This is a genomic window from Hafnia alvei (assembly GCF_964063325.1).
GTDB classification, from domain to species: Bacteria; Pseudomonadota; Gammaproteobacteria; order Enterobacterales; family Enterobacteriaceae; genus Hafnia; species Hafnia alvei_B.
The window spans coordinates 2,267,392-2,291,858 of the sequence record NZ_OZ061315.1 but is presented as its reverse complement, the minus strand read 5'-3'; the positions used below and the strand labels follow the sequence as shown (position 1 = coordinate 2,291,858).

Annotated in this window: 24 protein-coding genes; 11 read left to right on the top strand and 13 right to left on the bottom strand. The window is 50.7% G+C overall.

Annotated elements, in window-relative coordinates; all coding sequences use genetic code 11:
* Positions 1-60 precede the first annotated feature (60 nt).
* From pnuC to AB3Y96_RS10940, 3 genes are read right to left on the bottom strand one after another with little or no spacing between them, the layout of a single operon-like run.
* Complete coding sequence (gene pnuC, locus AB3Y96_RS10950) at positions 61-780, bottom strand: nicotinamide riboside transporter PnuC (protein WP_043493160.1); 720 nt, start codon at positions 778-780, stop codon at positions 61-63.
* Entirely contained in the window at positions 780-1,532 is a 753-nt protein-coding gene (locus AB3Y96_RS10945) for a nucleoside phosphorylase (RefSeq protein ID WP_367299168.1), read from the bottom strand. Before AB3Y96_RS10945 ends, pnuC begins: the two co-directional genes overlap by 1 nt.
* 23 nt (positions 1,533-1,555) lie before the next feature.
* The gene (locus tag AB3Y96_RS10940) at positions 1,556-2,257 is read right to left on the bottom strand and encodes a Crp/Fnr family transcriptional regulator (RefSeq protein WP_367299167.1); all 702 of its coding nucleotides are present in this window, start codon (positions 2,255-2,257) and stop codon (positions 1,556-1,558) included.
* A 405-nt stretch (positions 2,258-2,662) separates the two neighbouring features.
* On the opposite strand from AB3Y96_RS10940, the gene AB3Y96_RS10935 reads away from it, so the two are divergent.
* From AB3Y96_RS10935 to AB3Y96_RS10890, 10 genes are all read left to right on the top strand, one after another.
* Positions 2,663-3,709: a 3-deoxy-7-phosphoheptulonate synthase gene (locus AB3Y96_RS10935; protein ID WP_367299166.1), complete on the top strand. Its 1,047-nt coding sequence runs from the start codon at positions 2,663-2,665 to the stop codon at positions 3,707-3,709.
* Between the two features lie 177 nt (positions 3,710-3,886).
* Positions 3,887-5,224, top strand: a complete 1,338-nt coding sequence (gene hutW / locus AB3Y96_RS10930; RefSeq protein ID WP_367299165.1) for a heme anaerobic degradation radical SAM methyltransferase ChuW/HutW — start codon at positions 3,887-3,889, stop codon at positions 5,222-5,224.
* Positions 5,221-5,745 carry a heme utilization cystosolic carrier protein HutX gene (gene hutX / locus AB3Y96_RS10925; protein WP_367299164.1) on the top strand — a complete coding sequence of 175 codons (525 nt, stop codon included), beginning with the start codon at positions 5,221-5,223 and terminating at the stop codon, positions 5,743-5,745. The genes hutW and hutX overlap by 4 nt, the downstream gene beginning before the upstream one ends.
* A complete protein-coding gene (locus AB3Y96_RS10920; protein WP_367299163.1) occupies positions 5,742-6,359 on the top strand; it encodes an SDR family oxidoreductase in 618 nt (205 codons plus the stop codon). The genes hutX and AB3Y96_RS10920 overlap by 4 nt, the downstream gene beginning before the upstream one ends.
* Positions 6,360-6,472: 113 nt before the next feature.
* Positions 6,473-6,676 (top strand): hemin uptake protein HemP, encoded by a 204-nt coding sequence (gene hemP, locus AB3Y96_RS10915; protein ID WP_072307237.1) that lies wholly within the window; start codon positions 6,473-6,475, stop codon positions 6,674-6,676.
* A 114-nt stretch (positions 6,677-6,790) separates the two neighbouring features.
* Positions 6,791-8,908 (top strand): TonB-dependent hemoglobin/transferrin/lactoferrin family receptor, encoded by a 2,118-nt coding sequence (locus AB3Y96_RS10910; RefSeq protein WP_367299162.1) that lies wholly within the window; start codon positions 6,791-6,793, stop codon positions 8,906-8,908.
* Between the two features lie 110 nt (positions 8,909-9,018).
* Entirely contained in the window at positions 9,019-10,056 is a 1,038-nt protein-coding gene (locus tag AB3Y96_RS10905) for a hemin-degrading factor (RefSeq protein WP_367299161.1), read from the top strand.
* The gene (locus AB3Y96_RS10900; protein ID WP_367299160.1) at positions 10,053-10,892 is read left to right on the top strand and encodes a hemin ABC transporter substrate-binding protein; all 840 of its coding nucleotides are present in this window, start codon (positions 10,053-10,055) and stop codon (positions 10,890-10,892) included. Before AB3Y96_RS10905 ends, AB3Y96_RS10900 begins: the two co-directional genes overlap by 4 nt.
* Positions 10,889-11,890 carry an iron ABC transporter permease gene (locus AB3Y96_RS10895; RefSeq protein ID WP_072307233.1) on the top strand — a complete coding sequence of 334 codons (1,002 nt, stop codon included), beginning with the start codon at positions 10,889-10,891 and terminating at the stop codon, positions 11,888-11,890. The genes AB3Y96_RS10900 and AB3Y96_RS10895 overlap by 4 nt, the downstream gene beginning before the upstream one ends.
* A complete protein-coding gene (locus AB3Y96_RS10890; protein ID WP_367299159.1) occupies positions 11,883-12,704 on the top strand; it encodes a heme ABC transporter ATP-binding protein in 822 nt (273 codons plus the stop codon). The genes AB3Y96_RS10895 and AB3Y96_RS10890 overlap by 8 nt, the downstream gene beginning before the upstream one ends.
* A 424-nt stretch (positions 12,705-13,128) precedes the next feature.
* On the opposite strand, the gene AB3Y96_RS10885 is transcribed toward AB3Y96_RS10890, so the two are convergent.
* The 3 genes from AB3Y96_RS10885 to AB3Y96_RS10875 all read right to left on the bottom strand — a co-directional run bounded on the left by AB3Y96_RS10885 (position 13,129) and on the right by AB3Y96_RS10875 (position 16,320).
* Positions 13,129-14,571 carry a YdiU family protein gene (locus AB3Y96_RS10885; protein ID WP_367299158.1) on the bottom strand — a complete coding sequence of 481 codons (1,443 nt, stop codon included), beginning with the start codon at positions 14,569-14,571 and terminating at the stop codon, positions 13,129-13,131.
* Positions 14,572-14,658: 87 nt separating this feature from the next.
* Entirely contained in the window at positions 14,659-15,675 is a 1,017-nt protein-coding gene (locus tag AB3Y96_RS10880; protein WP_367299157.1) for a lipoate--protein ligase A, read from the bottom strand.
* Between the two features lie 180 nt (positions 15,676-15,855).
* Complete coding sequence (locus tag AB3Y96_RS10875; RefSeq protein WP_367299156.1) at positions 15,856-16,320, bottom strand: NlpC/P60 family protein; 465 nt, start codon at positions 16,318-16,320, stop codon at positions 15,856-15,858.
* Between the two features lie 227 nt (positions 16,321-16,547).
* On the opposite strand from AB3Y96_RS10875, the gene AB3Y96_RS10870 reads away from it, so the two are divergent.
* Positions 16,548-16,811, top strand: coding sequence for a DUF3811 domain-containing protein (locus AB3Y96_RS10870; RefSeq protein ID WP_040045005.1), 264 nt, complete (start codon positions 16,548-16,550; stop codon positions 16,809-16,811).
* Here AB3Y96_RS10870 and arnF read toward each other — a convergent pair.
* Genes arnF through arnB form a run of 7 tightly spaced genes read right to left on the bottom strand, consistent with a single transcriptional unit; the run spans position 16,808 to position 24,288 of the window.
* The gene (arnF, locus tag AB3Y96_RS10865; protein WP_072307228.1) at positions 16,808-17,236 is read right to left on the bottom strand and encodes a 4-amino-4-deoxy-L-arabinose-phosphoundecaprenol flippase subunit ArnF; all 429 of its coding nucleotides are present in this window, start codon (positions 17,234-17,236) and stop codon (positions 16,808-16,810) included. The genes AB3Y96_RS10870 and arnF overlap by 4 nt on opposite strands.
* Positions 17,236-17,583, bottom strand: a complete 348-nt coding sequence (arnE, locus tag AB3Y96_RS10860) for a 4-amino-4-deoxy-L-arabinose-phosphoundecaprenol flippase subunit ArnE (protein ID WP_175421578.1) — start codon at positions 17,581-17,583, stop codon at positions 17,236-17,238. The genes arnF and arnE overlap by 1 nt, the downstream gene beginning before the upstream one ends.
* Positions 17,583-19,235, bottom strand: a complete 1,653-nt coding sequence (gene arnT, locus AB3Y96_RS10855; protein ID WP_367299155.1) for a lipid IV(A) 4-amino-4-deoxy-L-arabinosyltransferase — start codon at positions 19,233-19,235, stop codon at positions 17,583-17,585. Before arnT ends, arnE begins: the two co-directional genes overlap by 1 nt.
* Positions 19,232-20,152, bottom strand: a complete 921-nt coding sequence (arnD, locus tag AB3Y96_RS10850; protein ID WP_072307225.1) for a 4-deoxy-4-formamido-L-arabinose-phosphoundecaprenol deformylase — start codon at positions 20,150-20,152, stop codon at positions 19,232-19,234. The genes arnT and arnD overlap by 4 nt, the downstream gene beginning before the upstream one ends.
* The gene (gene arnA, locus AB3Y96_RS10845) at positions 20,149-22,131 is read right to left on the bottom strand and encodes a bifunctional UDP-4-amino-4-deoxy-L-arabinose formyltransferase/UDP-glucuronic acid oxidase ArnA (protein WP_072307224.1); all 1,983 of its coding nucleotides are present in this window, start codon (positions 22,129-22,131) and stop codon (positions 20,149-20,151) included. The genes arnD and arnA overlap by 4 nt, the downstream gene beginning before the upstream one ends.
* The gene (arnC, locus tag AB3Y96_RS10840) at positions 22,131-23,147 is read right to left on the bottom strand and encodes an undecaprenyl-phosphate 4-deoxy-4-formamido-L-arabinose transferase (protein WP_367299154.1); all 1,017 of its coding nucleotides are present in this window, start codon (positions 23,145-23,147) and stop codon (positions 22,131-22,133) included. Before arnC ends, arnA begins: the two co-directional genes overlap by 1 nt.
* Positions 23,140-24,288: a UDP-4-amino-4-deoxy-L-arabinose aminotransferase gene (gene arnB, locus AB3Y96_RS10835; RefSeq protein ID WP_367299153.1), complete on the bottom strand. Its 1,149-nt coding sequence runs from the start codon at positions 24,286-24,288 to the stop codon at positions 23,140-23,142. The genes arnC and arnB overlap by 8 nt, the downstream gene beginning before the upstream one ends.
* Positions 24,289-24,467 lie beyond the last annotated feature (179 nt).

Here is a 24,467-nt window from a genome sequence, read left to right as displayed (position 1 = left end):
GGCCCTATCCCTATAGAGCCTTTTCACTAAGATAAACTTTAATCAATTCAATTTAATCGTCTAAGAACTCAATGGCGAAGAGCCATGCGCTTTGGCGCTCTTAATCCAAGCCACTGAGCCCATGATGGCGATAGCAGTCAGTAGAATATATTCCAATGACATCGCGTAGACGCCTTGGATGGCGTAAATCACTACGCTAATCACGTCAATGAGCACCCACAATAACCAGTTCTCAACGTATTTCCGCGTCATCAATACCATTGCCGCAATAGAGAGGATCAGCATCGCAGAATCCCATAGCGGGAATGCATCCGGCTGGAGTTCTGGCATCACAACGGAAAGACCTAAGAATTGCATCAGGCTTATTGCAATGCGAGTGAGTACCGCAAATACCGGATCGATAAAGAACGTCATCAATGCAATAGCTACGATGCACACTAACGCCAGCGTTATGGCTTTATTGCGTGGCAGCCAGCGTATTTTTAATGCGGCTTCATTAGCCTCGTTCTGACGGCTCCATGCATACCAGCCATAGAGATTGGCGGCAAAGAAGAAAACTTGAAGCAATAAGCTTGCGTATAGCTGAATTTGGAAAAAGATTGCGGCAAATAACGTAACGTTAATTAACCCAAATAAGTAGTTAATGATTTTTTCTTTACTAGCAAACCAGATGCATAGCAAACCGAATATGGTACCGATGGCTTCAATCCATGAGAGCGCATAGCCACCCTCGCCCAGCGGGATATTAACCATCACATTTGTGATACTAAAAAAATCCATTATTGCCTCCCTTCGAGACTATCTTGATACACAGTTTCTAACGCAAGTAGGATCTCACGAGACTCACCCTGCTGTGCTGATTTTTCTTGTTGCTGGTAGTCATTAATCCCTTCAGTAAGACAGGCATTGTGTTCGACAACCACATTCAGGATCGATGCCGTTCGCATATGGCGCAGTGCGCCAACAACCATCAGCGCCGCGGTTTCCATATCAGCGGCTAAGATACCTTTATTTGACCAATAATGGTCTATTTCCTGCTCATGATCGGTATAAAAACTATCATGACTACGAACATAGCCGCAGTGGGCAGTATATTCCAACCGCTTGGCCTGCTGAACCAGCGTACTAACCAAGCTCACATCTGCGCAGGCGGGATACGCGGGTTTAACATAGGCACTACTGGTGCCTTCATCGCGTACCGCTGCGTGGGCGATAACCAAATCACCAAGACGCATGTGGTCCTGCATCGCGCCGCAGCTTCCGATACGAATTAAATTTGTCACAGCGATTTGGTTGAGTTCTTCAACCGCAATCGCCGTCGAAGGTCCCCCCATGCCGGTTGACATCACCAGCACTTCCACACCTCGAAACCAACCCCGCAATGCGCGGTATTCTCGATGACAGCCTAATTCCTCTACATTTTCAAGAAAATGCGCTGCGTGTTCTACGCGCTTTGGATCGCCAGGCAATAATGCATAACGCGCCTGCGTCATACTTTGGCTTAACTGAATATGGGGTTGCCGCTGAGTCATAATATATCCCTATGAATCACTCGTTATTGCTCTGACTGTTTTAGTAAGCGTTGAGGATCGATAATCTGAAGCTGCTCACCGTTAATCGCGATAATATTTTTTTCGCGGAGTTCAAACAAAATACGGTTGATGCTGCGTGGTGCAACCGCAAATTGTTCGCTCAGCTGTTGTTTATTAAATAGCATCCATTTGCTGCTATCGGATCCCTGGTGTTGGAACCGTTGTAGTAAATCTAAACAAATACGTTGATGTAACGAATAAAGCGTATCCTCGCCGGCCTTTTTAGACAGCTGATAGTACTGGCGACTAAATAACTGCAAGATTTTTTGATTAAAATAGTTATCTAACGTCAGCCAGCAACAAAACGCCTCTCGAGTTAACGTTAGCAAAGTCACATTGCCTATCGCTTCTACAGAACAGATATAAGGACGTTGCTCAAATATTTCTAATTCGCCCAACATATCGCCTTTGTTATACCGAGCCTGTGAATATTTGCGGCCATCATCAGCGGTGGTAAATACATCCACCTCGCCCTGTACGATTAGATGAAACTCTCCACAAATATCTCCTTGCCGACAAACTAACTCACCCGCAGAAAATTGGCTTAATTGCCAGCAGCGCAAAATTTCCAGAGGACAATACTTCAGCAACGAGTAAAGCGTTTGGTCGCTTGTCACCAACTCAATAACGCTCAACCACTGATTGTTTTTATTCTCGGTTTTCATGGTGATAACTATATTTCCTCTCATTGACTAAAGACAGGACACATGTCCTGAAACCGTTACTTATTGCACCGCAAACTGCCAACAGCCTCTAATAATAGAATACCTTGTTGGACATTTATCCTCGGCGCGTTGAAGTTCATGCTGGTGACGAATGAAACGCTTTTATCGTGGTCGTAATCCGCAAAGAAGTCATACTTTCAGCAGAACATTACGGCGTGTTTTTGTCGATAAAATAGACACTCAGACATGATGCACATCACCATGTACACATGTACTAGTAAAAAAGTACGTTATTTGTATATAAAACGAACAACACACTCTTGATTTGTCCGTCAATTGCTTTATTGTGATCGTCATCACTTCCCGGTACTCCTGCCGTAGCGAAGAACAGATTTAGAGATGGTTATGCATAAGACCGATGAATTGCGAACCGCGCGCATCGACACCCTTGTTACGCCTGAAGAACTGGCGCAACAACTGCCTGTTGGATCGACGGTTGCAGAAAACGTGACAGCGTCACGTAAGCGAATCGAAAGAATTCTGAGTGGTGATGATAAACGCCTGTTGGTTATCGTTGGTCCCTGCTCTATCCATGATACTAATGCTGCTGTTGACTATGCTCAGCGCCTAGCCGCTATGCGCGACAAATACCAAAACCGCTTGGAAATTGTCATGCGCACCTACTTTGAAAAACCGCGCACAGTTATTGGCTGGAAAGGACTGATCTCCGATCCCGATCTCAATGGTTCATATCGGGTTAACCACGGCATTCGCTTAGCGCGTGAACTTTTGTTGAAAGTGAACGAATTGGGCGTGCCAACCGCAACCGAGTTTTTAGATATGGTGACCGGTCAATATATCGCCGATCTCATCAGTTGGGGCGCTATCGGGGCACGCACCACGGAAAGCCAAATTCACCGTGAAATGGCGTCTGCGCTTTCCTGTCCGGTAGGCTTTAAAAACGGCACCGATGGTAATACGCGCATCGCGATCGATGCCATTCGAGCTGCGCGTTCTAGCCACATGTTCCTATCACCTGATAAACATGGGCAGATGACGATTTACCAAACCAGCGGCAATCCGTACGGTCACATCATCATGCGCGGTGGGAAAACACCAAACTACCATGCCGACGATATCGCTAGCGCCTGCGACAGTTTGCGAGAATTTGATTTGCCTGAGCATCTGGTTATCGACTTTAGCCACGGTAACTGCCAGAAAATGCATCGTCGCCAGTTGGATGTTGCGGCCAATGTTGGGCAACAAATTCGCGATGGTTCCAATGCGATAGTCGGCATCATGGCCGAAAGCTTCTTAGTTGAAGGCACGCAGAAAAATATTCCGGGACAAGCGTTAACCTATGGCCAATCGATTACCGATCCGTGCCTAAGCTGGAAGGATACCGAAACCCTGCTTGAGCTACTGGCTGATGCGGTAAGCGCCCGATTGTAGTCTTATACCGACATAAAATGCCGACCTTCGAGTCGGCTTTTTTTTAGCCATTTATTTGTATTAATTATCATTTCGTTTTGATTCAGATCATCCAAACGTAATTTTCTTATTGATCAAATGATTATTATTATCATTTAATGTTGGCCTTTATCAAAAAGTCACCAAGGAAATTTGCGCATGAATTTGGATCTAGCGCCCTATTTCGCCGCGGAAGAAGGCATCCCTTTCCGTGACCGATGGGCAATTATGCCGTGGCGAAACCAAAAGCCAGTCGCTGCAGAAAGCGTTGACCAACACTGGCAAAACATTCTTAACCATCGCGTTAGCGGCAACAAACGCCTGCTCTATCTGCACATCCCATTTTGCGCTACGCACTGCAAATTCTGCGGCTTTTATCAAAACAAACTTGAAGTAGAAGCAACGGAAGAGTACTGCGACTATTTGGTTCGCGAGATCGAGATGGAAGCATCTAGCCCACTACATCAATCATCGCCAATTCACGCCGTTTATTTTGGCGGAGGAACGCCGACCGCGTTATCTGCCGTTCAACTACATCGAATTATCAGCACGTTAAAACGTCTGCTACCGCTATCGCCAGACTGCGAAATTACGGTTGAAGGCCGCATTCTTAATTTTGACGATGAGCGCGTTGATGCCTGTCTTGAAGCGGGGGCTAACCGTTTCTCGATCGGCATTCAAACCTTTAATACGCGGATCCGTCAGCGTATGGGCCGTCGCGCAACCGGCGAAGAAGCCGTAGCGTTCATGCGCCAGTTGGCCGAACGCGATCGTGCCGCCGTGGTCTGTGATTTGATGTTTGGTTTACCCGACCAAACCATGCAGGATTGGCAAACCGACCTCGATATCGTCAGCGATTTGCCTTTAGACGGTGTCGATCTCTACGCCCTTAATCTTTTACCGTCCACCCCGCTCGGCAAAGCGGTCGAGAACGAACGCGTCACCCTGCCGGATGTTACCCAGCGCAGAGACTTTTATCTAACCGGCGAAGCATTTCTCGCCGACGAAGGCTGGCGCCAGCTCAGCAACAGTCATTGGGCTCGCACCACGCGTGAGCGCAACCTGTATAACCTGCTGATCAAACAAGGCGCTGACTGCTTAGCCTTTGGCAGCTGCGCAGGCGGCAACTTAGACGGTCAGTCATACATGATGGAACGGAGCCTTGAGCGCTATTATCAAAAATTGGATGAAGGCCGCAAGCCGATCATGATGATGACCTCGCGCAGCGATCAGTATCGCTGGCGCCTCACCTTACAGGGCGGTATCGAAGTGGGATATTTCGATCTGTCTCGCGTTCTTGCCAACCCTGCTCCGCTGGAGCCGTTGTTGCAACAGTGGCAAACATGCGGGCTGATGACCGTCAACGGTTCTCGTTTTCGCCTCACTCCGGCTGGCCGTTTTTGGGCGAGCAATATCATGCAGGCGCTACAAACGCTCGTGCCACAACTGTTAGAAACACAATCCACTCACTCTATTCAACTGGAGCCAACACCATGAGCCATACCTCTTCCGCCCAGCAGCACGACCTGATCGCTTTTCTGAGCACTAACCCAGATGGCACGGTCGAAGATATCGCCAAGCGCTATGACGTAACGCCTCTGGACGTTATCCGTTTAATTCCCACCGCGCAGGTTTTTGATGGCGCACAGTTTGATACGGTTTGGGATGATATTACCCAGTGGGGTGATGTGACTACGCTGGTGAATAACGATGACCTAATCCTTGAATTTCATGGTGAATTACCGAGCGGAACGCACCGTCATGGCTTCTTCAATCTGCGAGGCAAAAAAGGCCTGAGTGGTCATATTCGCGCCACTCACTGCGTGCATATTGCGCTGGTTGAACGTCAATTTATGGGCATGGATACCGCTTCCGTTTGGTTCATCAACGCCGCCGGTCTGGCGATGATGAAAATTTTTGTCGGCCGTGATAGCCATCGCGTACTGCTCGCCGATCAGCTAGCCGCTTTCCGCGCGTTACCGAGCAAAATGACGGCTCAACAGGAGACTACCGCATGACACCTTGGTTGATTTTCGGTGCCGGCAGCGGCGTTGGGGCGGAATTAGTCACATTGGGTCTGCGTGAGAAACGCCCGCTTTTTGCACTGGTGAGAAATCCCGAGCAAGCGCAGATATTGCGCGATAAAGGTGTGCAGGTTGTTGAGGGTGATGCCCTCAATGTAGAAAAGGTAGAACAGGTTTGTCGTTTAGCCGGTGAACATGCCCGCGTTGTTTCAACCCTTGGCGGCCGCGAAGGTGACTATCAAGGCAACCGCCTGATCATCGACACCGCTGAACATTGTGGCCTTACGCATATGATTTTAGTCACCTCTATCGGCTGTGGTGACAGCTGGCCGACGCTTTCAGAACGCGCGAAGAAAGCTTTTGGCCAAGCCGTGCGCGAGAAATCACTGGCGGAAAGCTGGCTACAAACCAGCCAACTTCGTCACTGTATTTTACGCCCGGGTGGACTTTTCAACGGTGACTCAACCGGAAATGCGCAGTGTATTCAAGGCGAAGCCCACGGTTTAATTCGCCGCGCCGATGTGGCTCTACTAATTCAAAAACTCATCGACGACGATAATTCATACGGGAAAACCTTCGCTCTGGTTGACCCGATGCTCAAAGCGTAAAAAGGTTCACATTTTTTGAAAAATTATCTTGCCGTGCCATGCACATTTCATGATAATGATTCTCATTGTGATAACAATTAACATTTACTTACTTCTTGTAAGAAAGAGCGCACATGGAAAAGCCGAATATTGATCCTCAATCTGTTGACCTGTTGAGTTTATCGACCCACCAAAGCCCCACGTTTTTTACCTCGGCTGCGGCAATCATCGATAGCCACACACTCCTAGGTGATGAAGGAAAAGTCATTATTCAGCATCAAGGTGAACAGTACCAACTGCGCCAAACAAAATCAGGCAAGCTGATCCTGACCAAATAATCAGTACATCATTCATTTAATTTAAACATTAACTTTGCCAGCCACCCAGCCTCATTGAGGCAAGGCAGCCAGCAACCCTGATGCTATGTTTTCGTACATACGGAGTGTTGCCCCATGTCTTGTTCTACCCGCGCCAGGCTGGCTCGTTCAACCTTTAGCCCTTCTCGCTTAAGCATTGCTGTTGCTTGCGCCCTACCGCTCTTTGCGCATGCTGAAGCCTTGGTTGAGACAACCTCAGGATCGACATCGCAAGAAATTGCCTACACGGGGAATACCCCGGCCGGTGGCAAAGACAGCAAACAGCAAAACACGATGACGGTCACCGCCACGGGTAACGAACGCGACAGCTTCGAAGCACCAATGATGGTATCCGTTCTCGAAAACAACGATCCTGAAACCCTGACCGCCAGCTCTGCACCCGACATGCTGCGCCATATCCCAGGCGTAACTATTTCCGGTGGTAGCCGTGCAAACGGACAAGACATCAGCATGCGCGGCTACGATCGTCGTGGCGTTTTGGTTCTGGTTGATGGTGTACGCCAAGGTACTGACACCGGCCACCTAAATGGCACGTTCCTCGATCCGGCGTTGATCAAACGCGTTGAGGTGGTGCGTGGCCCAGGGGCAATGCTGTATGGCAGCGGCGCATTGGGCGGCGTGATCTCTTATGAAACCGTTGATGCAGCAGACCTGCTGATGCCGGGTAAAACCACCGGTTACCGCGTGTTTGGCACCGCTGGCACACAGGATCACAGTCTAGGCATGGGCGCCAGCGCCTACGGTAAAACCGATGATTTAGACGGCATCATCTCATTCAGTACCCGCGATCGCGGCAATCTGCGCATGAGCAACGGTTTTGACTCTCCTAACGATGAAACCATCAGCAACGTGCTGACCAAAGGCACGTGGACCATCGATGAAAACCAGTCATTGTCTGGCGATCTGCGTTACTACAACAACGCCGCACGCGAGCCTAAAAACCCGCAGACTGAAGACGCGGGCACCGGTAACGTGATGACCGACCGCTCCACCATTCAGCGTGATGCGCAGGCGAGCTACAGCTTAAAACCGGTTGGGCAAGATTGGCTTGATGCCAAGCTGACCGGCTATACCTCTGAAGTCAAAATCAACGCCAGCCCAACCGGCACGTCTTATGAGAAACGTAAGCAAACCACCAACGGTGCAAAATTAGAAAACCGTAGCCGTTTATTTGCTGACAGTTTTGCGTCTCACCTGCTGACTTACGGCACCGAAGCCTACAAGCAGAAACAAACCCCGGGCGGCGCAACCACCGGTTTCCCACAGGCTGACATCAAATTTGCCTCTGGTTGGTTGCAGGATGAAATTACCCTGCGCGATCTGCCTGTTGATATCGTTGCCGGTACCCGTTACGACAACTACAAAGGCAGCAGCGACGGTTATGACGACGTCAACGCGGATAAATGGTCATCTCGTGCGGCCATGACCATTAATCCGACTGATTGGCTGATGGTGTTTGGTAGCTATGCACAGGCGTTCCGCGCCCCAACCATGGGTGAGATGTATAACGACTCCCTGCACTTCCAGATGGGCCCAGGCATGGCGAACTACTGGAAGCCAAACCCGAATTTGAAGCCAGAAACCAATGAAACTCAGGAAGTTGGTTTTGGTCTGCGCTTTGATGACGTGCTGATGGCGAATGACTCCCTGAAGTTCAAGTCCAGCTACTTCGGCACCAAAGCCAAAGACTACATCAAAACGCAAGTCACCATGGATATGGGCTTCGTCAACGGTGGATTTGGTTGTATCGACTGCAGCACCACGTCAACCAACATCGATCGCGCCAAAATCTGGGGCTGGGATGCCGCCTTGGAATACCAAACCGATTGGTTCGGTTGGAATCTGGCCTACAACCGTACTCGCGGTAAAGATCAGAAAACCGGCGAATGGCTCGACAACATCAACCCAGACACCGTCACCAGCCAGCTGAATGTACCTATCAGCAATACCGGTTTCTCTGTGGGCTGGGTCGGCACCTTCGCCGATCGTAACAATCAGGTTAACACTGGTACCGCACCGCAGGCTGGCTACGGCGTGAATGATTTCTACGTCAGCTACAAAGGTAAGGATTCGTTCAACGGCATGACCACCAGCGTCGTGCTGGGTAACGCCTTCGACAAAGAATATTACTCGTCGCAGGGCGTTATTCAGGACGGTATCAACGGCAAGGTACTGGTCAGCTATCAGTGGTAATGAACGCATCGCAACGATAAAAACCTCCCCCAATAAGGGGGGAGGTTTAGCACATATAAAACAGGCACAACCCGTTTGATTGATTTAAGCACCCTATAAAGGAAGACAAGATGAAACCTGCACTCTATGAGCAATACCTGACTGCCAAAGAGCAGAACAGTGGAAAATATGCCCGCGATCTGGCCGCTATCCTGAACGTGAGCGAGGCTGAATTAACCCATGCCCGCGTGGGCCATGACGCACGTCGTTTACATGCCGATGCTCGCACTTTGCTGGCGGCGCTTGAAGCCGTGGGCGAAGTTAAAGCGATTACGCGTAACGAATATGCCGTTCACGAACAACTGGGTCGCTACGAAAACCAACACCTGCACGGCCATGCGGGCTTGATCCTCAATCCGGGCAGCATCGATCTGCGCTTATTCTTGCAGCATTGGACCAGCGCCTTCACGCTAACCGAAGAGAGCCGCAACGGCGAGCGCCACTGCATCCAGTTCTTTGATGCTCAGGGTGATGCGCTGCATAAAGTCTATACTACACCGAACACCGACATTGCTGCTTGGAACGATCTGATTGGCCGTTTTGTCAGCGACGAAAACCCTGCGTTAGCGATCGTTCCAGCGTCCTCCGAAGCCAAAAATAGCAACGTGGATAATCAGGTTATCGACGCTGAATGGCGCGCTATGACCGACGTTCACCAATTCTTCCAGCTGCTAGGACGCCACAACCTGTCTCGCCAGCAGGCCTTTGCCGCCGTCGGTGACGATCTCGCATATCGCGTGGATAACAGCGCGCTGACCCACTTGCTGAACACTGCCAAAGCAGACCAAAACGAGATTATGGTTTTCGTGGGCAACCGTGGCTGTGTACAGATTTTCACCGGCCAAATCGAACGCGTGGTTCCACATCACGAATGGATCAATATCTTTAACGCCCGCTTCACGCTGCACTTAATCGAAACTGCGATTGCAGAAAGCTGGATCACCCGTAAACCAACCAAAGACGGTTTTGTCACCAGTCTGGAACTGTTTGCTGAAGATGGCACCCAGATCGCACAGCTGTTCGGCCAACGTACCGAAGGCCAGCCAGAACAAGAACAGTGGCGCACCCAGATTAATGGCCTGCCACGTCTAAATGGAGTTGCCGCATGACATTAGCCCGCCGCTTTGCGGCGGTGCTTTCTGCACCGCTGATGGTTGTATTCTCTCTGAACGCCGTCGCAGCCGACCGCATCGTTAGCGTCGGTGGTGACGTCACTGAAATTGTTTATGCGCTGGGCGCAGGCGACCGTCTGGTTGCACGAGATACAACAAGTACCCTTCCCGCTGCCAAAAATCTGCCTGACGTTGGCTATATGCGCCAACTCAACGCTGAAGGCATTCTTTCCCTAAAACCAACCATGGTGTTAGCCAGCGAGCTGGCTGAACCGTCTCTTGTTTTGCGTCAAATCGCAGATGTGGGTGTGAAAGTGGTTCCCGTCAGCGGAGAAGCTTCACTCGATAACGTACCGCATAAAATTCAGCAAGTCGCCAGCGCGCTTAATCTTGAAAAACAAGGCGCTGCGGTCACGCAAAAGTATGAGCAACAGCTGGCCGCCGTTCCTCGTACCCCGCTCAAAACTAAGGTGCTGTTTATCCTTAGCCACGGCGGCATGACCCCAATGGCAGCCGGTCAAGACACCGCCGCCGATGCGATCATCAAGGCCAGCGGCGCGCAAAATGCCATGCAAGGTTTCTCTCGCTATCGCCCGCTGTCGCAAGAAGGCGTCGTGGCCAGTGCGCCAGATCTCGTTCTGATCACCCGTGATGGTTTCAAAACCTTGGGCAATGTGGATAAAGTTTGGGCGTTGCCGGGTATGGCATTAACCCCTGCGGCTAAAAACAAACAGCTTCTGGTGGTTGACGATATGGCCCTGCTAGGATTTAGCTTAGAGACACCGGCGGCATTAGCGGCGCTGCGTGAAGCGGCGGAGCGAGCACAAAGATGACAAAAGTATCGCCACGCATTGCATTCAGCGTACTCATCGTCCTGTTGCTGGCGCTGGGTTTAGGCTCTGCCAACTTAGGCGCCCTACGCCTTTCATTTCATACTCTGTGGGAAACACCGCTAGATGATGCGATGTGGCAGGTTTGGCTGAATATTCGTCTGCCGCGCGTTTTACTCGCCACGGTAGTCGGCATTGCGCTGGCGGTGTCCGGTGCCATCATGCAAGGCCTGTTTCGCAATCCGCTCGCCGATCCAACCTTATTAGGCATCAGCAGCGGCGCATCACTGTGCGTTGCCCTAGTGATTGTGATGCCGATGACGCTAGCGCCTACGCTGGCACTGTATAGCCATATGCTAGCGGCCTTTGGCGGCAGCCTGTTTATCTCCCTACTCATTTACGGCCTCAGCCGTGGCGGACACGGTTCGCTGTCTCGCTTACTGTTAGCCGGTATCGCCATTAACGCGCTGTGCTTCGCCTTGGTGGGTGTTCTCAGCTATGTCAGTAATGACCAGCAGCTGCGCCAGTTCTCCCTCTGGAGCATGGGCAGTTTAGGACAAGCGCAATGGGGAACACTGCTCGCGGCGGCCTCGTTGATCCTGCCTGCCAGCCTTGCCGCCCTGCTGATGGCGCGCCGTTTGAATCTTTTACAGCTTGGTGATGAAGAAGCTCACTATTTAGGGATTAACGTGCCTAAAACCAAGCGTCAGCTTCTGCTACTAAGCGCGGTCTTAGTGGGCGCAGCCGTGGCGGTCAGCGGCGTGATTGGCTTTATCGGTTTGGTGATCCCCCACTTGGTACGCATGCGTTTAGGTGCCGACCACCGCTGGCTGCTTCCCTGCTCGGCATTGGGTGGCGCCTGTTTATTATTAACCGCAGATACGCTGGCTCGTACGCTTGTATCTCCAGCGGAAATGCCCGTTGGCATGCTGACCAGCTTGATCGGCGGCCCTTACTTTTTATGGCTGATTCTACGTCAAAAGGAGTTTAGCGTTGGATAAGCAATCTGAAATCTGTCTTACCCCCGCAGCGTTGCAGGCGCATAGCATCAGCTATCATCTGAGTCAGCGTCGTTTGATCAAGCAGGTTTCACTCGCTTTACACAGCGGTGAGATGGTGGCGATTATCGGCCCTAACGGCGCCGGTAAATCGACGCTGATGCGCTTGCTGACCGGCTTCTTGCCACCGAGCGAAGGCATCTGTGAACTGCAGGGGCAACCGTTGGCAGAATGGAGCCCGCGCCAGTTAGCGCGCACCCGTGCCGTTATGCGTCAGCATAGCGATCTTGCTTTTGCGTTTAGCGTACGCGAAGTGGTTGCGATGGGCCGTTCCCCCTATCCAAACCAAGGACGCGAAGGCGAGCACAATCAGCGTGCGGTTGAACACGTGATGGCGCAAACCGGCTGCGATGTATTAGCCGACCGTGATTATCGCGCCCTTTCCGGCGGCGAACAGCAGCGCGTTCAACTGGCTCGCGTATTGGCCCAGCTTTGGCAGCCAGAGCCGCAACCGCGTTGGCTATTCCTAGATGAACCTACCTCGGCGCTCGATCTCTATCATCAACAGCAAACGCTAAGATTGCTGAAGTCGCTTACCCGCAGCGAACCACTTGGCGTTTGTTGTATTCTGCACGATTTGAATTTGGCCGCGCTGTATGCCGATAGAATTCTGCTGCTGCATCAAGGCCAACTGGTGGCACAAGGCACACCACAAGAAGTGTTAAACGGTGAAACGCTAACCCGTTGGTATCATGCTGATCTGGGCGTTATGCCGCATCCAGAGTGTGGGGAACCGCAGGTATACTTGAGGCGCTAGCGCGCTACATTAACCCAGCGCAGGCGGCGTCGCCTTCATCTGAAACCTTCATATTAAGACGGTGAAGGTTTTCGTCCGCCAATCAACAAATACGTTTCTATGAAACGGCTGGCGTAGGCGTCCGAGTAGAGGTTGCCAGCGCGCAACCTCTACACTCTCGCGCTTTTGACTGAGCCGTTTGGCCGACCGGTCTCGGAGCGTACATCCTGTACGCCCTCGACCTGCCACCAGCGTCCCTGCTGGCGGCTCTAAAATGCATTTCATCTAACACGGAAAAGACAAAATATAATCTTGTCTTATTGATTGTTTAAGTATTGGCTGAGAGAGCCGCCGGTACAAGGATGTGCCGGCGGAGTTTGGGGCGAACGAAACCTTACACTAAATGAACATATCGTTATGTACTCGAAATTTTAATCCTATCCCCCTAACTCGAACACGATATCTCCAACGTCTTACCCCATTCCGGCGGCAGCGCGCTTAAATCATCAAACGCAGCATCGTCTTCATATGGATTTAACAGCCCCTGATGCAGACGGGTGAGCACGCTAATGTCATCCTTTTCCGCGGCTTCAATCGCGTTCTGTGCCAAATAGTTGCGTAAGATCCGTTTAGGGTTCACCGATTTCATCTGTGTCTGACGCGTTGCGTCGTCCACGCTGTCCTGTTGCAAACGTAAGCGCCATTTGCGGTGCCATGCATCAAAGGCGTCACGATCGAGAAAATCATCGCGCAGAGCCATTTGGTTTTCAGCCACTTCTACGTGGCTTAGCTGGCGGAATGTGCGCGTATAATCCCGCCCTTCTTTGGCCATCAGGCTGAGAAGTTCGGTCAACAGATCGTTATCTTGATTGTCTCGGCTAAAGAAACCCAGCTTGTTACGCATTTGCTCGCCAAAAGCCACCATCAGCGCGGGCTCATAGGCATCAAGCGCGCCACGAATTTGATCGGCAGTCATCAGGCCAGAAAGCGCCTGACCTAGGCGATGCAGATTCCAATAGGCCACCGCAGGCTGGTTATCAAACGCATAGCGCCCCTGATAATCCGAGTGGTTACAAATAAAACCGGGGTGGTAATCATCGAGGAAAGCATAGGGGCCAAAATCAATGGTCAGCCCCAGAATAGACATGTTGTCGGTATTCATCACCCCGTGCGCAAACCCTTGCGCTTGCCACAGCGCAATCAGCCGCGCCGTGCGCTCGGCGATATCGCGCAGCCAAAGTGCATAGCGATCTTTTTCATCCACCAGATGCGGCCAATGATGACGAATCGCGTAATCCGCCAGTTTTCGTACTTCATCAGGTTGTTCGCGATAATAGAAGTGCTCGAAATGGCCAAAACGCAGGTGGCTTTCCGCGATGCGCATCAGCATGGCACCGCGCTCTGGCTGTTCGCGGAAAACTGGCTGCTGGCTGGTGACTATACTTAGCGCTCTGGTCGTCGGAATGCCGAGATGGTGCAGTGCTTCGGAAGCAAGGAATTCGCGGATCACCGATCGCAATACCGCGCGGCCATCACCCATTCTTGAATAAGGCGTTAGGCCCGCACCTTTGAGATGCCAGTCATATTTGCGCCCGTCGGGTAGCTGTTGTTCGCCGAGCAAAATACCGCGACCATCGCCCAACTGCCCCGCCCAAACGCCAAATTGGTGCCCACTGTAAACCTGAGCGATAGGATTCATGCCCGGTAATAGCGCCTCGCCGCGCAAAACGGCGGCGGATTCACCGGTAAAAAAATCAGGGCTCAGGCCTAAATCATCGGCTAACGGCTGGCTGTAATACAGCAGGCGCGCATCTTTAAGCGGCGTTGGCTTTAGCTCGGTATAAAAACCCGCAAGCTCATCGTGGTAGCTATTAATAAACTGAGTCATGTGCCCTCTTGTTTTCACCGCATTTATTTACAGTGTAGAGGGCATGACTCGATATAAACACCGGCACTCTGTGCGGGTATGGCGGGTTTATTTCACTTGCTGCGATAGCCACTGCTTCAGTTCATGCAGTTCCGCCTGCTGTTCAGGGAATTCCTGCGCTAACTGTTCCACAACTGCACCCATTTCATCGCTACGATAAGCCACGTTGTGCAAACGCTGGGCAAGCATTTCTAGCGGCGCGGGATTTAAGCTGTCGGTAAACATTTGAGCGCGCGTAATCAGCCCGCGTTCAATGTCGAAGTGCAGCTCAACGCCGCCCCATACAAAGCGTTCATCCAACTGATGCGTGAACGATGGCGCTTGACCAAAGTTCCATGCCCAACTGCTTTGCTTCAGGAACTGTTCGCTGAAATTAGGCATATCTGGCTCATAGCGCGGTGAAATATGTTCAGCCTCAACGCGCTCGCCATAGTGTGCGAAGAACGCTTCGGCGATCGCCGTGCAGATTTTCTCATGGGTAATATCAGGCATCAGTTCTACTAGATTGGCCACGCGGGAACGCACCGACGTAATCCCTTTCGCCTGTAACTTCTTCGGATCGGGATGCAGGTAATTAGCCAAGCGGCTCAGATCGGCATTCAGCAGCAGTGTGCCATGATGAAAACCGCGATCCATGGTTTCACGGTAAGCTGAACCGGATACTTTGCGCTCGCCATCAGCGGTGGTGACCACTAAGTCATTACGGCCAGAGGCATCGGCAGCAAGGCCGAGGCTGCGCAACGCATTAAGAATAATGCCGGTTGAAATTGTTTTATCGTATTCGGGCTTACCTGCCATAAAGGTAAAGCAGGTATTACCTAAATCGTGGAATACCGCACCTCCGCCGCTGCTTCGGCGGGCTAATTTCACGCCATCCTCGCTCATGCGCCGGGTATTGCACTCTTTCCACGGATTTTGCGCCCGTCCAATCACCACGGTGTCGTTATTACGCCACAAAAATAACACCCGCTGCGTGGGTGCCATTTGACGAAATATGCACTCCTCCACCGCCAAATTAAACCAAGGGTCATAAGAGTCTGAAATCAATAAGCGTAAAGTGGTCATCCGTCAATTCCGGTTATTCTTTGCATAGTCAATATAATAACATCCCGCTGCGCTGGCTGCGGTAGGAATATATCCGTCATATTTTAAGCAGTTTGAAGTATGACGGATATAAAATAAACGCCCATAAATGGGCGCTTGTGAATAATTAGGATTATAACTAAAAAACTAGATGGCTAATAACTATAAGCGCCGTGCCTGCCAATAGACTTTACGCCAATAAACATTATCTAATGAAGAACGGGTAACGCCCTTACTGGTTGAGGCGTGAATAAACGTTTCATCGGTATCGTAAATACCCACATGCAAACCGCTTTCACCGCTGCCGGTTTTGAAAAAGACCAGATCGCCAGGCATTAATTCATCGCGATCGACCTTCGTACCCAGCGACGTTTGCTGCTTGGTGGTACGAGGCAGCTGCATTTCAAAACGGTCGCGGAAAGTGCGATAGACAAACCCCGAGCAGTCAACGCCGTTACGCTCTAACCCGCCGTAACGATACGGCGCACCGTTCCATTGGCGTAGCTGATCGTTCAACTGCGCCACCACGGCGATTGAATCAGATAATTTTCCGCTTGGCGGCGGCGCATTATGGCTACAGCCTGCCAACACCAAACTTGCCACTACCATTAAAAAGCCAAGACGCATAATTTCCCTTTTGCTTATCTTATTTACCTAGCCATAACCTAGGTTCGTTCTCATTGGTAAATTGTACGAATTATCTACATATTTACGTGCTAAGTCAGAATTATGCAAATTTAGCGTGATTTTTTTGCTACGTCAGCGGGAATTTTAGAATATCCGCATTTATTAACTGTAAATACGCATGTCTGTGTAATACTGACGCTAATGAAATCTGACTCAAGGTGCGCACGATGAAAAAACTGACTTTAAAAGACCTGAATGAAAGCCAACTACAACGAGTACAAGTAAGACAGGCTCAGGCCAGAAAAAGTTTAGATCGCCCGCTAACCAATGCCGAAAAAGGCAAAATCAAAGATGAGATGCTGAAAGAAATTGCGTTAGAAATGGATAAAGAAGCTAAGAAAGTGCGCGCAGAGAAGAAAAAACAGAAAGTTGTGCCTAGCGACGAAACCTTTAGCTGGTCTAAAAACAACCATTCTCGCGGTTTGCGCTAATCGCTTTTCGACCCGACTCCCTGCTCATGCGGGTGGGGAGTCTCCTGTTTGCCGCTAGTAATTAACCAAACGCCCGCCAATATCGCGATCACGCCTGCCGTTTTCGTCCAGCTCACGGTTTCATTCAGCCAAGGTAACGCAATAGCCGCCACGTAAACCAATGCATAGCTTAAACTTAAAAGCGGATAAGCTCGGCTAAGCGGCAAATAGCGTAGAGCGCAAAACCAGCACACCATCGACATCACATAGCCCAAAATCCCTAGGCTCACCACCAGCAAGGGGGTTGCATAGGCAATGAGTAAAGTCAGCGGCTCAATCTCTAGCGACGAAAGAATAGGAATATCCGCCATGCCTGACTTCATTAGCACCTGTGCCACACTGACTAAAACAATGCTGCACGCGGCCCAAACATAGCCTTTTTTCATCACAGTCCACGACTCATTAGATAAATGCCCAGCATAATTAACGCCACCCCACACCAATGCCGCACACCCGCTTTTTCACCAAACCAATAGTGCGCGCACAGCGTGATCAGCACGAAGTTAATACTCAGCATCGGATACGCAACGCCCAGCGGCAGCCGCTGTAGAACCAGCAGCCATAGCAGCATTGCGATACCGAGCGAGCAACAGGCAGCGAGTAACCAGCGTAACGTTGTGGCTAGGCGTGAAGACGGTGGGCGCTGTTGCCAGCACACCACCGCTTGTTTTTGGCAAAGTTGCCCGCCGCAGGTAAAAACGCTGGCGAGCAGAAGGAGCAAATAACTCATTATTAGCTTTTCTTGTAGAACAGCACGACGTAACGACCTCGTTGTTCAACGCTATCGGCCTTAGGTAAGCCTTCGTGATCGAGCGTTTCATCTCTGGAGAGATGGATCATCAAGCTCACGTTGCCCTCTTTGCGCGCGTTGGTTAACCACCCAGCAAATTCGTTTTTATTGATGCGATGGCCTTTAGCGTCAGGATACCCTAGGCCGTATCTCAACTCACCCGAATAATCAAACATCAGAATATCACTGCGTTTGAGTTCCCACGCCAGCCCAGCGGCAATACCCACCTCATCGCTTAATACATAGCGACTGCTGGCTAACTGCGGCATCATATCGTCAATAAAAGCCTGAGGGTTTTTGCTATTCTCGATCTTCTGGGGAATAGCCTGCGCGATAAGCAATCCTAACACCAACGGACACACTGCCGACCAGAGCCAGTTTTTGCCGCCTCGCACCAGCGCAATCACACCAAATATCGACCAGCCAGCAAAGCACACCACGCCGATCAAGATGGTGCTCAACTCACCGAACTCACCGGTTCCATACAGTGGCGACTCAAAGTGGCCGAGCGCCATAACCGATACGGCAATCGCACCCACTACGCCAAACAGGATGTTAATCACCGCGTTGACTTTAAACGTTCGCCATTGCCCTTTTGCCACCAGCTCGGAAGCATAATGCGCCATCAGCAAGGCCAGCGGAGCCATGCAAGGCAAAATGTACGTGGGCAGCTTGCCTTTCGCGATGCTAAAGAACAGGAATGGCATTACCAGCCAGCTGAGCAGGAAGAATCTATCCGGATGGAAACCGCGCCAGCCGTGACGAATGGCTCCCGGCAATAGCGCTAACCACGGCATTACACCGGCCACCAGCACCGGGAAATAGTACCAGAACGGCGCTTTATGCTGAGCATCCGACTCGGCGAAACGCTGGATATGCTCAACCCAGAAGAAGTAATTCCAGAAATCAGGCTCGCGCAGATAAATACTCCACGCCCACGGAGCGCTCAGGATCGCCGCCACCACCACCGCGATAGGCCCAAACAAAAACAGCTCTTTCACCCGCTTTTGTTGGATAACAATCGGCAGAACGCTGATAACAGGCAACGCCAAGGCTAAGAACCCTTTGGTCATAAAGCCCATGCCACACGCAATACCGAGCAGCACGTAGGCACCGACTTTGGCTTTCGGCGTAGTTGCCTTCAAGGTGAGATAGAAACTCACCATCGCCGCCGACATCCACAGCGTGATCATCGGGTCTAGCACGCTATAGGTGCCAACCGCGTATACCAAGAACATGCTGAAATAGATGACCGCCGCCAAAATCGCCGTGCGGCTGTTTTTCCAAATAAGCATGGCCAGCCAATAGACTAACAGCGTGCTTAGCGCGGTACAGAATACTGAACCAAAACGCACGGCAAAGTTATTGTCACCAAACAGCCATTGGCTGATGTTGTTAATCCAATATCCTGCAACAGGCTTTTCAAAATAGCGAAGCCCCAGTAAATGCGGCACGGTCCAATCGCCGCGGGCAAGCATCTCGCGGCTGATTTCTGCATAACGGGTTTCATCTGGCTGCCAGAGCGGACGCCAGTTCAGAGGTAACAGGTACAGCAAGGCGAACAATAAGCCGGACAGTGTTTTAATCACTCTCACAAAGACGTCTCCGCTGGGTTTTCTACAGCAGGAGCCTGACAACCAAGCCAGCCTTCCCGCCCTTCAAATGATGAACGAACGATACGTCCCGTTGGGAGCTGTGCCCTATCGTTTGGCAACAGCACAGACAACGGGCAAAATTCAATGTTTTCGGCTTTTAATCGGATCAACAGCTGCTCAAACATCTCAGCTTTTACGATCCCTTCCACTTCGGCATGAATGGTATAGACCGGAGTGCCTTTGTCGTTTTTGATCGCATCAATGATGAAATCATTAAACTGAGCATCGGTGGTTAACGTCCCTACCGCTTCATCGTAAGTCGGTAACGTAACGGGGATTTGCACCGTGCCGTGTTGACCATTACTAAGTTGAGGAATAAACGGCTGTGTCCCGCGGCAATCGCTGTTGTAGCGCATGCCGTAGGATTGCTTCATATCCACAACGCGCTGATCGGCACGCCAGCCCGCCACCGCAGAGCAATCTACCGCATAGCCTAAAATGCGCTGCATTTCCGCTAAACCGCGTTCAAACTCACGCTTGAGTCGCGCATCAGACCAACGACCCACGTTCTTTTGCCAGCCGTGGTGGTCCCATGAATGCAGCCCCACTTCGTGTCCCGATGTTGCGGTATGACGAATGATAAGCTCGTGAGGCTTGCCAATTAATTTGCCTGGCCAGCAGGTGCCGGCCAGTAAAATATCCCATCCATACAGCGAAGCGGCCTGAGAACGAAGCATCTTCCACAAAAAGCGCGGCTTCAGTAGGCGCCATAAATGGCGTCCCATATTGTCTGGCCCCACGCTAAAGAAAAAGCTCCCTAAGACGTCATGCTTTTGTAGCATGGTTAATAACTGCGGCACCCCATCACGGGTACCGCGAAACGTATCAACGTCAATTCTCAGGCCAACCCGTTTCATTGTGCCTCGCCGCTGAGATCTACGGTACGCAGGAAGTAATCCAGCGTTTCTTCAACGGTTTGTTGCATTTCAACCGTTGGAGCCCAATGCAGCAGGCGTTTCGCATTGGTGATGCTTGGTTTACGATGCTCAACGTCCTGATAGCCTTTACCGTAGTAGCTGCTGCTTTCAATCTCTTTGAAACCGGCAAATGGCGGGAAGTGAGAACGCAGTGGGTGACGCTCAAAGCAATCCAACAGCATTTCACCCAGTTCACGAATACTGGCTTCGTTATCAGGGTTACCGATATTGATAATCTGCCCGTTACAGTTGTCGTCTTTGTTCTCAATAATGCGGAACAGCGCTTCGATACCGTCGCTGATATCGGTAAAGCAACGCTTCTGCGCCCCGCCGTCTACCAGCTTAATCGGAGAACCTTCAACCAGATTCAGGATCAACTGGGTGATCGCACGTGAGCTACCGATACGCGCCGCATTCAGGTTATCCAAACGTGGTCCCATCCAGTTAAACGGACGGAACAGCGTAAAGTTAAGCTCGTTCTTCGCACCGTAAGCCCAAATAACTCGGTCTAACAGCTGCTTAGACACCGAGTAAATCCAGCGCTGTTTGTTGATCGGGCCAACAATCAGGTTAGAGGTATCTTCATCAAAGTCTTTATCGTTGCACATGCCATACACTTCTGAAGTGGATGGGAACACGATACGTTTTTGATATTTCACGCAGTCACGCACAATCTTCAGGTTTTGTTCGAAGTCTAACTCGAACACTTTCAATGGATTGCGGGTATATTCAATCGGTGTAGCAATCGCGACCAACGGCAGGATCACGTCACATTTTTTGATGTGATATTCGATCCACTCGTTATGGATACTGATGTCGCCCTCAACGAAGTGGAAACGCGGATTGCCAATAAAGCGCTCAATGGCATCAGAGCCAATATCCAACCCGTAGATATCGAAATTATCATCTTGCAGCAAACGTTCTGTCAGATGGTTACCGATAAAGCCGTTTACGCCCAGGATCAGTACACGCGTGCGGCGCTTGATCAGGCTGTTCGGCTTATCCCACAGGCGAACTTTCGCCACAATGCCCATCTCGTTGGCAAGTTGAGAACCCTGCGCATACAAGCCTGCATCGCTTTGCCCGGTGACGATCTCCAGCGCGTTTTCACCGCAGGCGATAACCAGAGGTTTGGCCGACAGCACCGTACCCGGCTTGCTGCCTGATTTATCTTCGATCACTCGGCTACGCCACACGGTAATTTTTCTATCACCTAAGTAGCTAAATGCACCAGGGTAAGGTTCGGTTACCGCACGGACCAAATTGTGAACCACTGTTGCAGACTTATTCCAGTCAATTAGGCCATCTGCGGCAGTACGACGCCCAAAGTAGGTCGCCTGAGACTCATCTTGAGCCGTTGTTTCTACACCACCATTTTTGATTAATGGCAACTGCTGGCCTAACAGAGTAACCGCCGCGTCGCGAATTTTTCCATGCAGCGTCAGTGCTGTGTCGTCAGCAGCAATATCCACCGCTAACTGTCCGGCGATATCGCCGGCATCCGCTTTACGCGTCATTTGATGCAGTGTTACGCCCGTTTGCGCTTCACCATGAACCAGAGCCCAGTTTACCGGTGCACGACCACGATATTTAGGCAGCAGTGAACCATGCAGATTCCAACTGCCGCGAGGTGCGATATCCAGAATGTCCTGGCACAGCATGTTGCGGTAGTAGAATGAGAAAATAACGTCCGGCTTCAGTGCCTTAATGCGATCGATCCACAGGGGATGATTGACGTTATCTGGTGCATAAACAGGCAGTTCCATTTCGGCAGCAACACGTGCAACTGAACCATAGAAATGGTTCTCACCGGGTTCGTCAGTGTGGGTAAACACGGCAGAGATTTCATAACCCGCATCTTTCAGCGCTTTCAGTCCTGCACAGCCGATATCATGGTAAGCAAATACAATGGCTTTCATTACTCTTCTTCCTGTTGTTCAACAGATTCATGGGTCTTCAACGCGTCTGCGGAGACAATTTTTTGCACAAAATAGCGTGGACGTGCGCGCACATCGTTGTAGATACGACCGATGTACTCGCCTAATAATCCCAGCCCAACGAACTGAGCGCCGATGAAGGTAAACAGCACGGCAAACAGCGTGAATACCCCTTCAGCGGCCCATGTTGGACCAAAAATCAAACGCATCGCGATAAGTAAGACCGCCAGAGTGAAGCCTGAAAGCGCAATCACGCTGCCGACAATGCTCAAAAGGCGCAAAGGCGTGGTGGTCAAGCAGGTCACGAGGTCATACATCAGATTGATGAGTTTTAAGAAGCTGTACTTCGATTCCCCAAATTCGCGCTCATCGTGGCGAACATCAATTTCAATGGTTCGACGGGCAAACGTATTGGCCAGAATTGGAATAAAGGTGCTGCGTTCGTGGCAATGCAGCATGGCTTCAATAATAGGGCGACGGTAGGCGCGCAGCATACAGCCGTAATCGCCCATTGATTTGCCGGTGGCCTTTTGAATCATCATATTGATCATCTTCGAAGCCGTTTTGCGGAACCAGGTGTCTTTGCGTTTGGCACGAACGGTGCCGACCACGTCATAGCCCTGCTCTGCCGTTTCAACCAAGCGCGGGATCTCTTCCGGTGGATTTTGTAAATCCGCATCGAGGGTAATAATTAGATCGCCGGAAACCTGATTGAAGCCAGCCATAATAGCCGAGTGCTGACCATAGTTACGGTTTAAAAGCACAGCAACAATATGGTTTTCTGGGATCTCAGCCGCCTGCGTTAATATTTCCGCAGAAGCATCATGGCTACCGTCATCAATCAAAATAATTTCATACGGCTTATTTAACAACTCACAGGCCGCATGGGTACGTTTAATTAAAATAGGCAAACTTTCCTGCTCATTAAAGACAGGAATAACCACGGACACTTTTTTTATTGTGTTATCCGTATTTTTATTCACTTCACTATTACTCACTACAGGACTCCAGAATGTCAGATATTGCCTTCACAACGCGATCCACATCGCTGTCTTGCATATCAGGGAACAGAGGTAAGGTCATCAAACTTGCCGAGTTCCATTCGGTATTAGGTAAACAAAGTTCGGGGTATTTTTCCCGATAATATTTTTGGGTATGCGCAGCACGGAAATGCAGGCCGGTGCCGATGCCATGCTCTTTCAGCTTTTCCATCATGGTATTGCGATCGACTCCGCACAGGTCTTTATCCACACGTACCATAAACAGGTGCCATGCATGGTGATGTGGATATTCCGGAACGGTTAGCGGCAACAAAGCTGAACCTTGAAGCGCCTTGCGATAACGAGCAACCAGCTCTTGGCGGCGAGCATTCATCGCAGGAAGTTTTTCCAGCTGAACTAACGCAATCGCCGCATTGATATCCGCTAAGTTATATTTATAGCCTGGGGCGACAACTTCGGCCTGAGGTTTGCGCCCCAGAGCCTGACGATCGAACGCATCAACCGCGAGTCCGTGAAACTTAAAGCAACGAACTTTATCAGCCAGCTCATCATCATCGGTTACCACCATGCCGCCTTCGGCACAGGTCATATTTTTAATGGCGTGGAACGAGAAAATCGCGGTTCCCTGCGATCCAATCATTTCATCACCAAAACGCGTGCCGACCGCATGGGCCGCATCTTCGATCAGTGGAATATGGTGTCGCGCCGCAATCTCTCTTAACGCCGTTAAATCTGCTGGGGCACCCGCATAGTGAACCGGGATAATTGCCTTGGTTTTTTCAGTAATGGCCGCTTCAATCTGAGCGGGCTGAACCATCAAGGTATCCCGATCAACGTCAACCATCACCGGCTCTGCGCCTAGCAGAGTAATAATATTGATCGTCGACACCCAGGTTTGGGATGGCGTAATGACCTCATCTCCCGCGCCAATGCCCAGCGCCATTAGCGTCACGTGCATCCCGCCGGTAGCAGAGCTCACGGCAATGGCGTGTTTCGCACCAACGTACTGGCTGAAAGCAGATTCGAGCTGCTGGCATTTAGGGCCCGTGGTGATCCATCCTGAACGTAATACCTCAGCAACCGCAGCGATTTCATCCTCCCCCATTGAGGGGACAGAAAATGGGAGAAACTCTTTCATCCGTTACCTTATATTTGTTCTATGCCGAGGCATCCAATTTGAAGCACATAATCAAAGCGACTAGAAATACCAAAGCGTGTCTTAGCGCTTGTCTATGCTGAGAATAAGTATAAAAGCTTAGATTAACATTAAGATAAACGCAGTCTAAACATAGCGGATGATGGGGAAAAAGTATGGGA

Excerpts from the sequence above, each read along its gene's own strand:
- pnuC (WP_043493160.1), bottom strand. The coding sequence starts at position 780 with ATGGATTTTTTTAGTATCACAAATGTGATGGTTAATATCCCGCTGGGC.
- AB3Y96_RS10945 (WP_367299168.1), bottom strand. The coding sequence starts at position 1,532 with ATGACTCAGCGGCAACCCCATATTCAGTTAAGCCAAAGTATGACGCAG.
- AB3Y96_RS10940 (WP_367299167.1), bottom strand. The coding sequence starts at position 2,257 with ATGAAAACCGAGAATAAAAACAATCAGTGGTTGAGCGTTATTGAGTTG.
- AB3Y96_RS10935 (WP_367299166.1), top strand. The coding sequence starts at position 2,663 with ATGCATAAGACCGATGAATTGCGAACCGCGCGCATCGACACCCTTGTT.
- hutW (WP_367299165.1), top strand. The coding sequence starts at position 3,887 with ATGAATTTGGATCTAGCGCCCTATTTCGCCGCGGAAGAAGGCATCCCT.
- hutX (WP_367299164.1), top strand. The coding sequence starts at position 5,221 with ATGAGCCATACCTCTTCCGCCCAGCAGCACGACCTGATCGCTTTTCTG.
- AB3Y96_RS10920 (WP_367299163.1), top strand. The coding sequence starts at position 5,742 with ATGACACCTTGGTTGATTTTCGGTGCCGGCAGCGGCGTTGGGGCGGAA.
- hemP (WP_072307237.1), top strand. The coding sequence starts at position 6,473 with ATGGAAAAGCCGAATATTGATCCTCAATCTGTTGACCTGTTGAGTTTA.
- AB3Y96_RS10910 (WP_367299162.1), top strand. The coding sequence starts at position 6,791 with ATGTCTTGTTCTACCCGCGCCAGGCTGGCTCGTTCAACCTTTAGCCCT.
- AB3Y96_RS10905 (WP_367299161.1), top strand. The coding sequence starts at position 9,019 with ATGAAACCTGCACTCTATGAGCAATACCTGACTGCCAAAGAGCAGAAC.
- AB3Y96_RS10900 (WP_367299160.1), top strand. The coding sequence starts at position 10,053 with ATGACATTAGCCCGCCGCTTTGCGGCGGTGCTTTCTGCACCGCTGATG.
- AB3Y96_RS10895 (WP_072307233.1), top strand. The coding sequence starts at position 10,889 with ATGACAAAAGTATCGCCACGCATTGCATTCAGCGTACTCATCGTCCTG.
- AB3Y96_RS10885 (WP_367299158.1), bottom strand. The coding sequence starts at position 14,571 with ATGACTCAGTTTATTAATAGCTACCACGATGAGCTTGCGGGTTTTTAT.
- AB3Y96_RS10880 (WP_367299157.1), bottom strand. The coding sequence starts at position 15,675 with ATGACCACTTTACGCTTATTGATTTCAGACTCTTATGACCCTTGGTTT.
- AB3Y96_RS10875 (WP_367299156.1), bottom strand. The coding sequence starts at position 16,320 with ATGCGTCTTGGCTTTTTAATGGTAGTGGCAAGTTTGGTGTTGGCAGGC.
- AB3Y96_RS10870 (WP_040045005.1), top strand. The coding sequence starts at position 16,548 with ATGAAAAAACTGACTTTAAAAGACCTGAATGAAAGCCAACTACAACGA.
- arnF (WP_072307228.1), bottom strand. The coding sequence starts at position 17,236 with ATGAAAAAAGGCTATGTTTGGGCCGCGTGCAGCATTGTTTTAGTCAGT.
- arnD (WP_072307225.1), bottom strand. The coding sequence starts at position 20,152 with ATGAAACGGGTTGGCCTGAGAATTGACGTTGATACGTTTCGCGGTACC.
- arnA (WP_072307224.1), bottom strand. The coding sequence starts at position 22,131 with ATGAAAGCCATTGTATTTGCTTACCATGATATCGGCTGTGCAGGACTG.
- arnB (WP_367299153.1), bottom strand. The coding sequence starts at position 24,288 with ATGAAAGAGTTTCTCCCATTTTCTGTCCCCTCAATGGGGGAGGATGAA.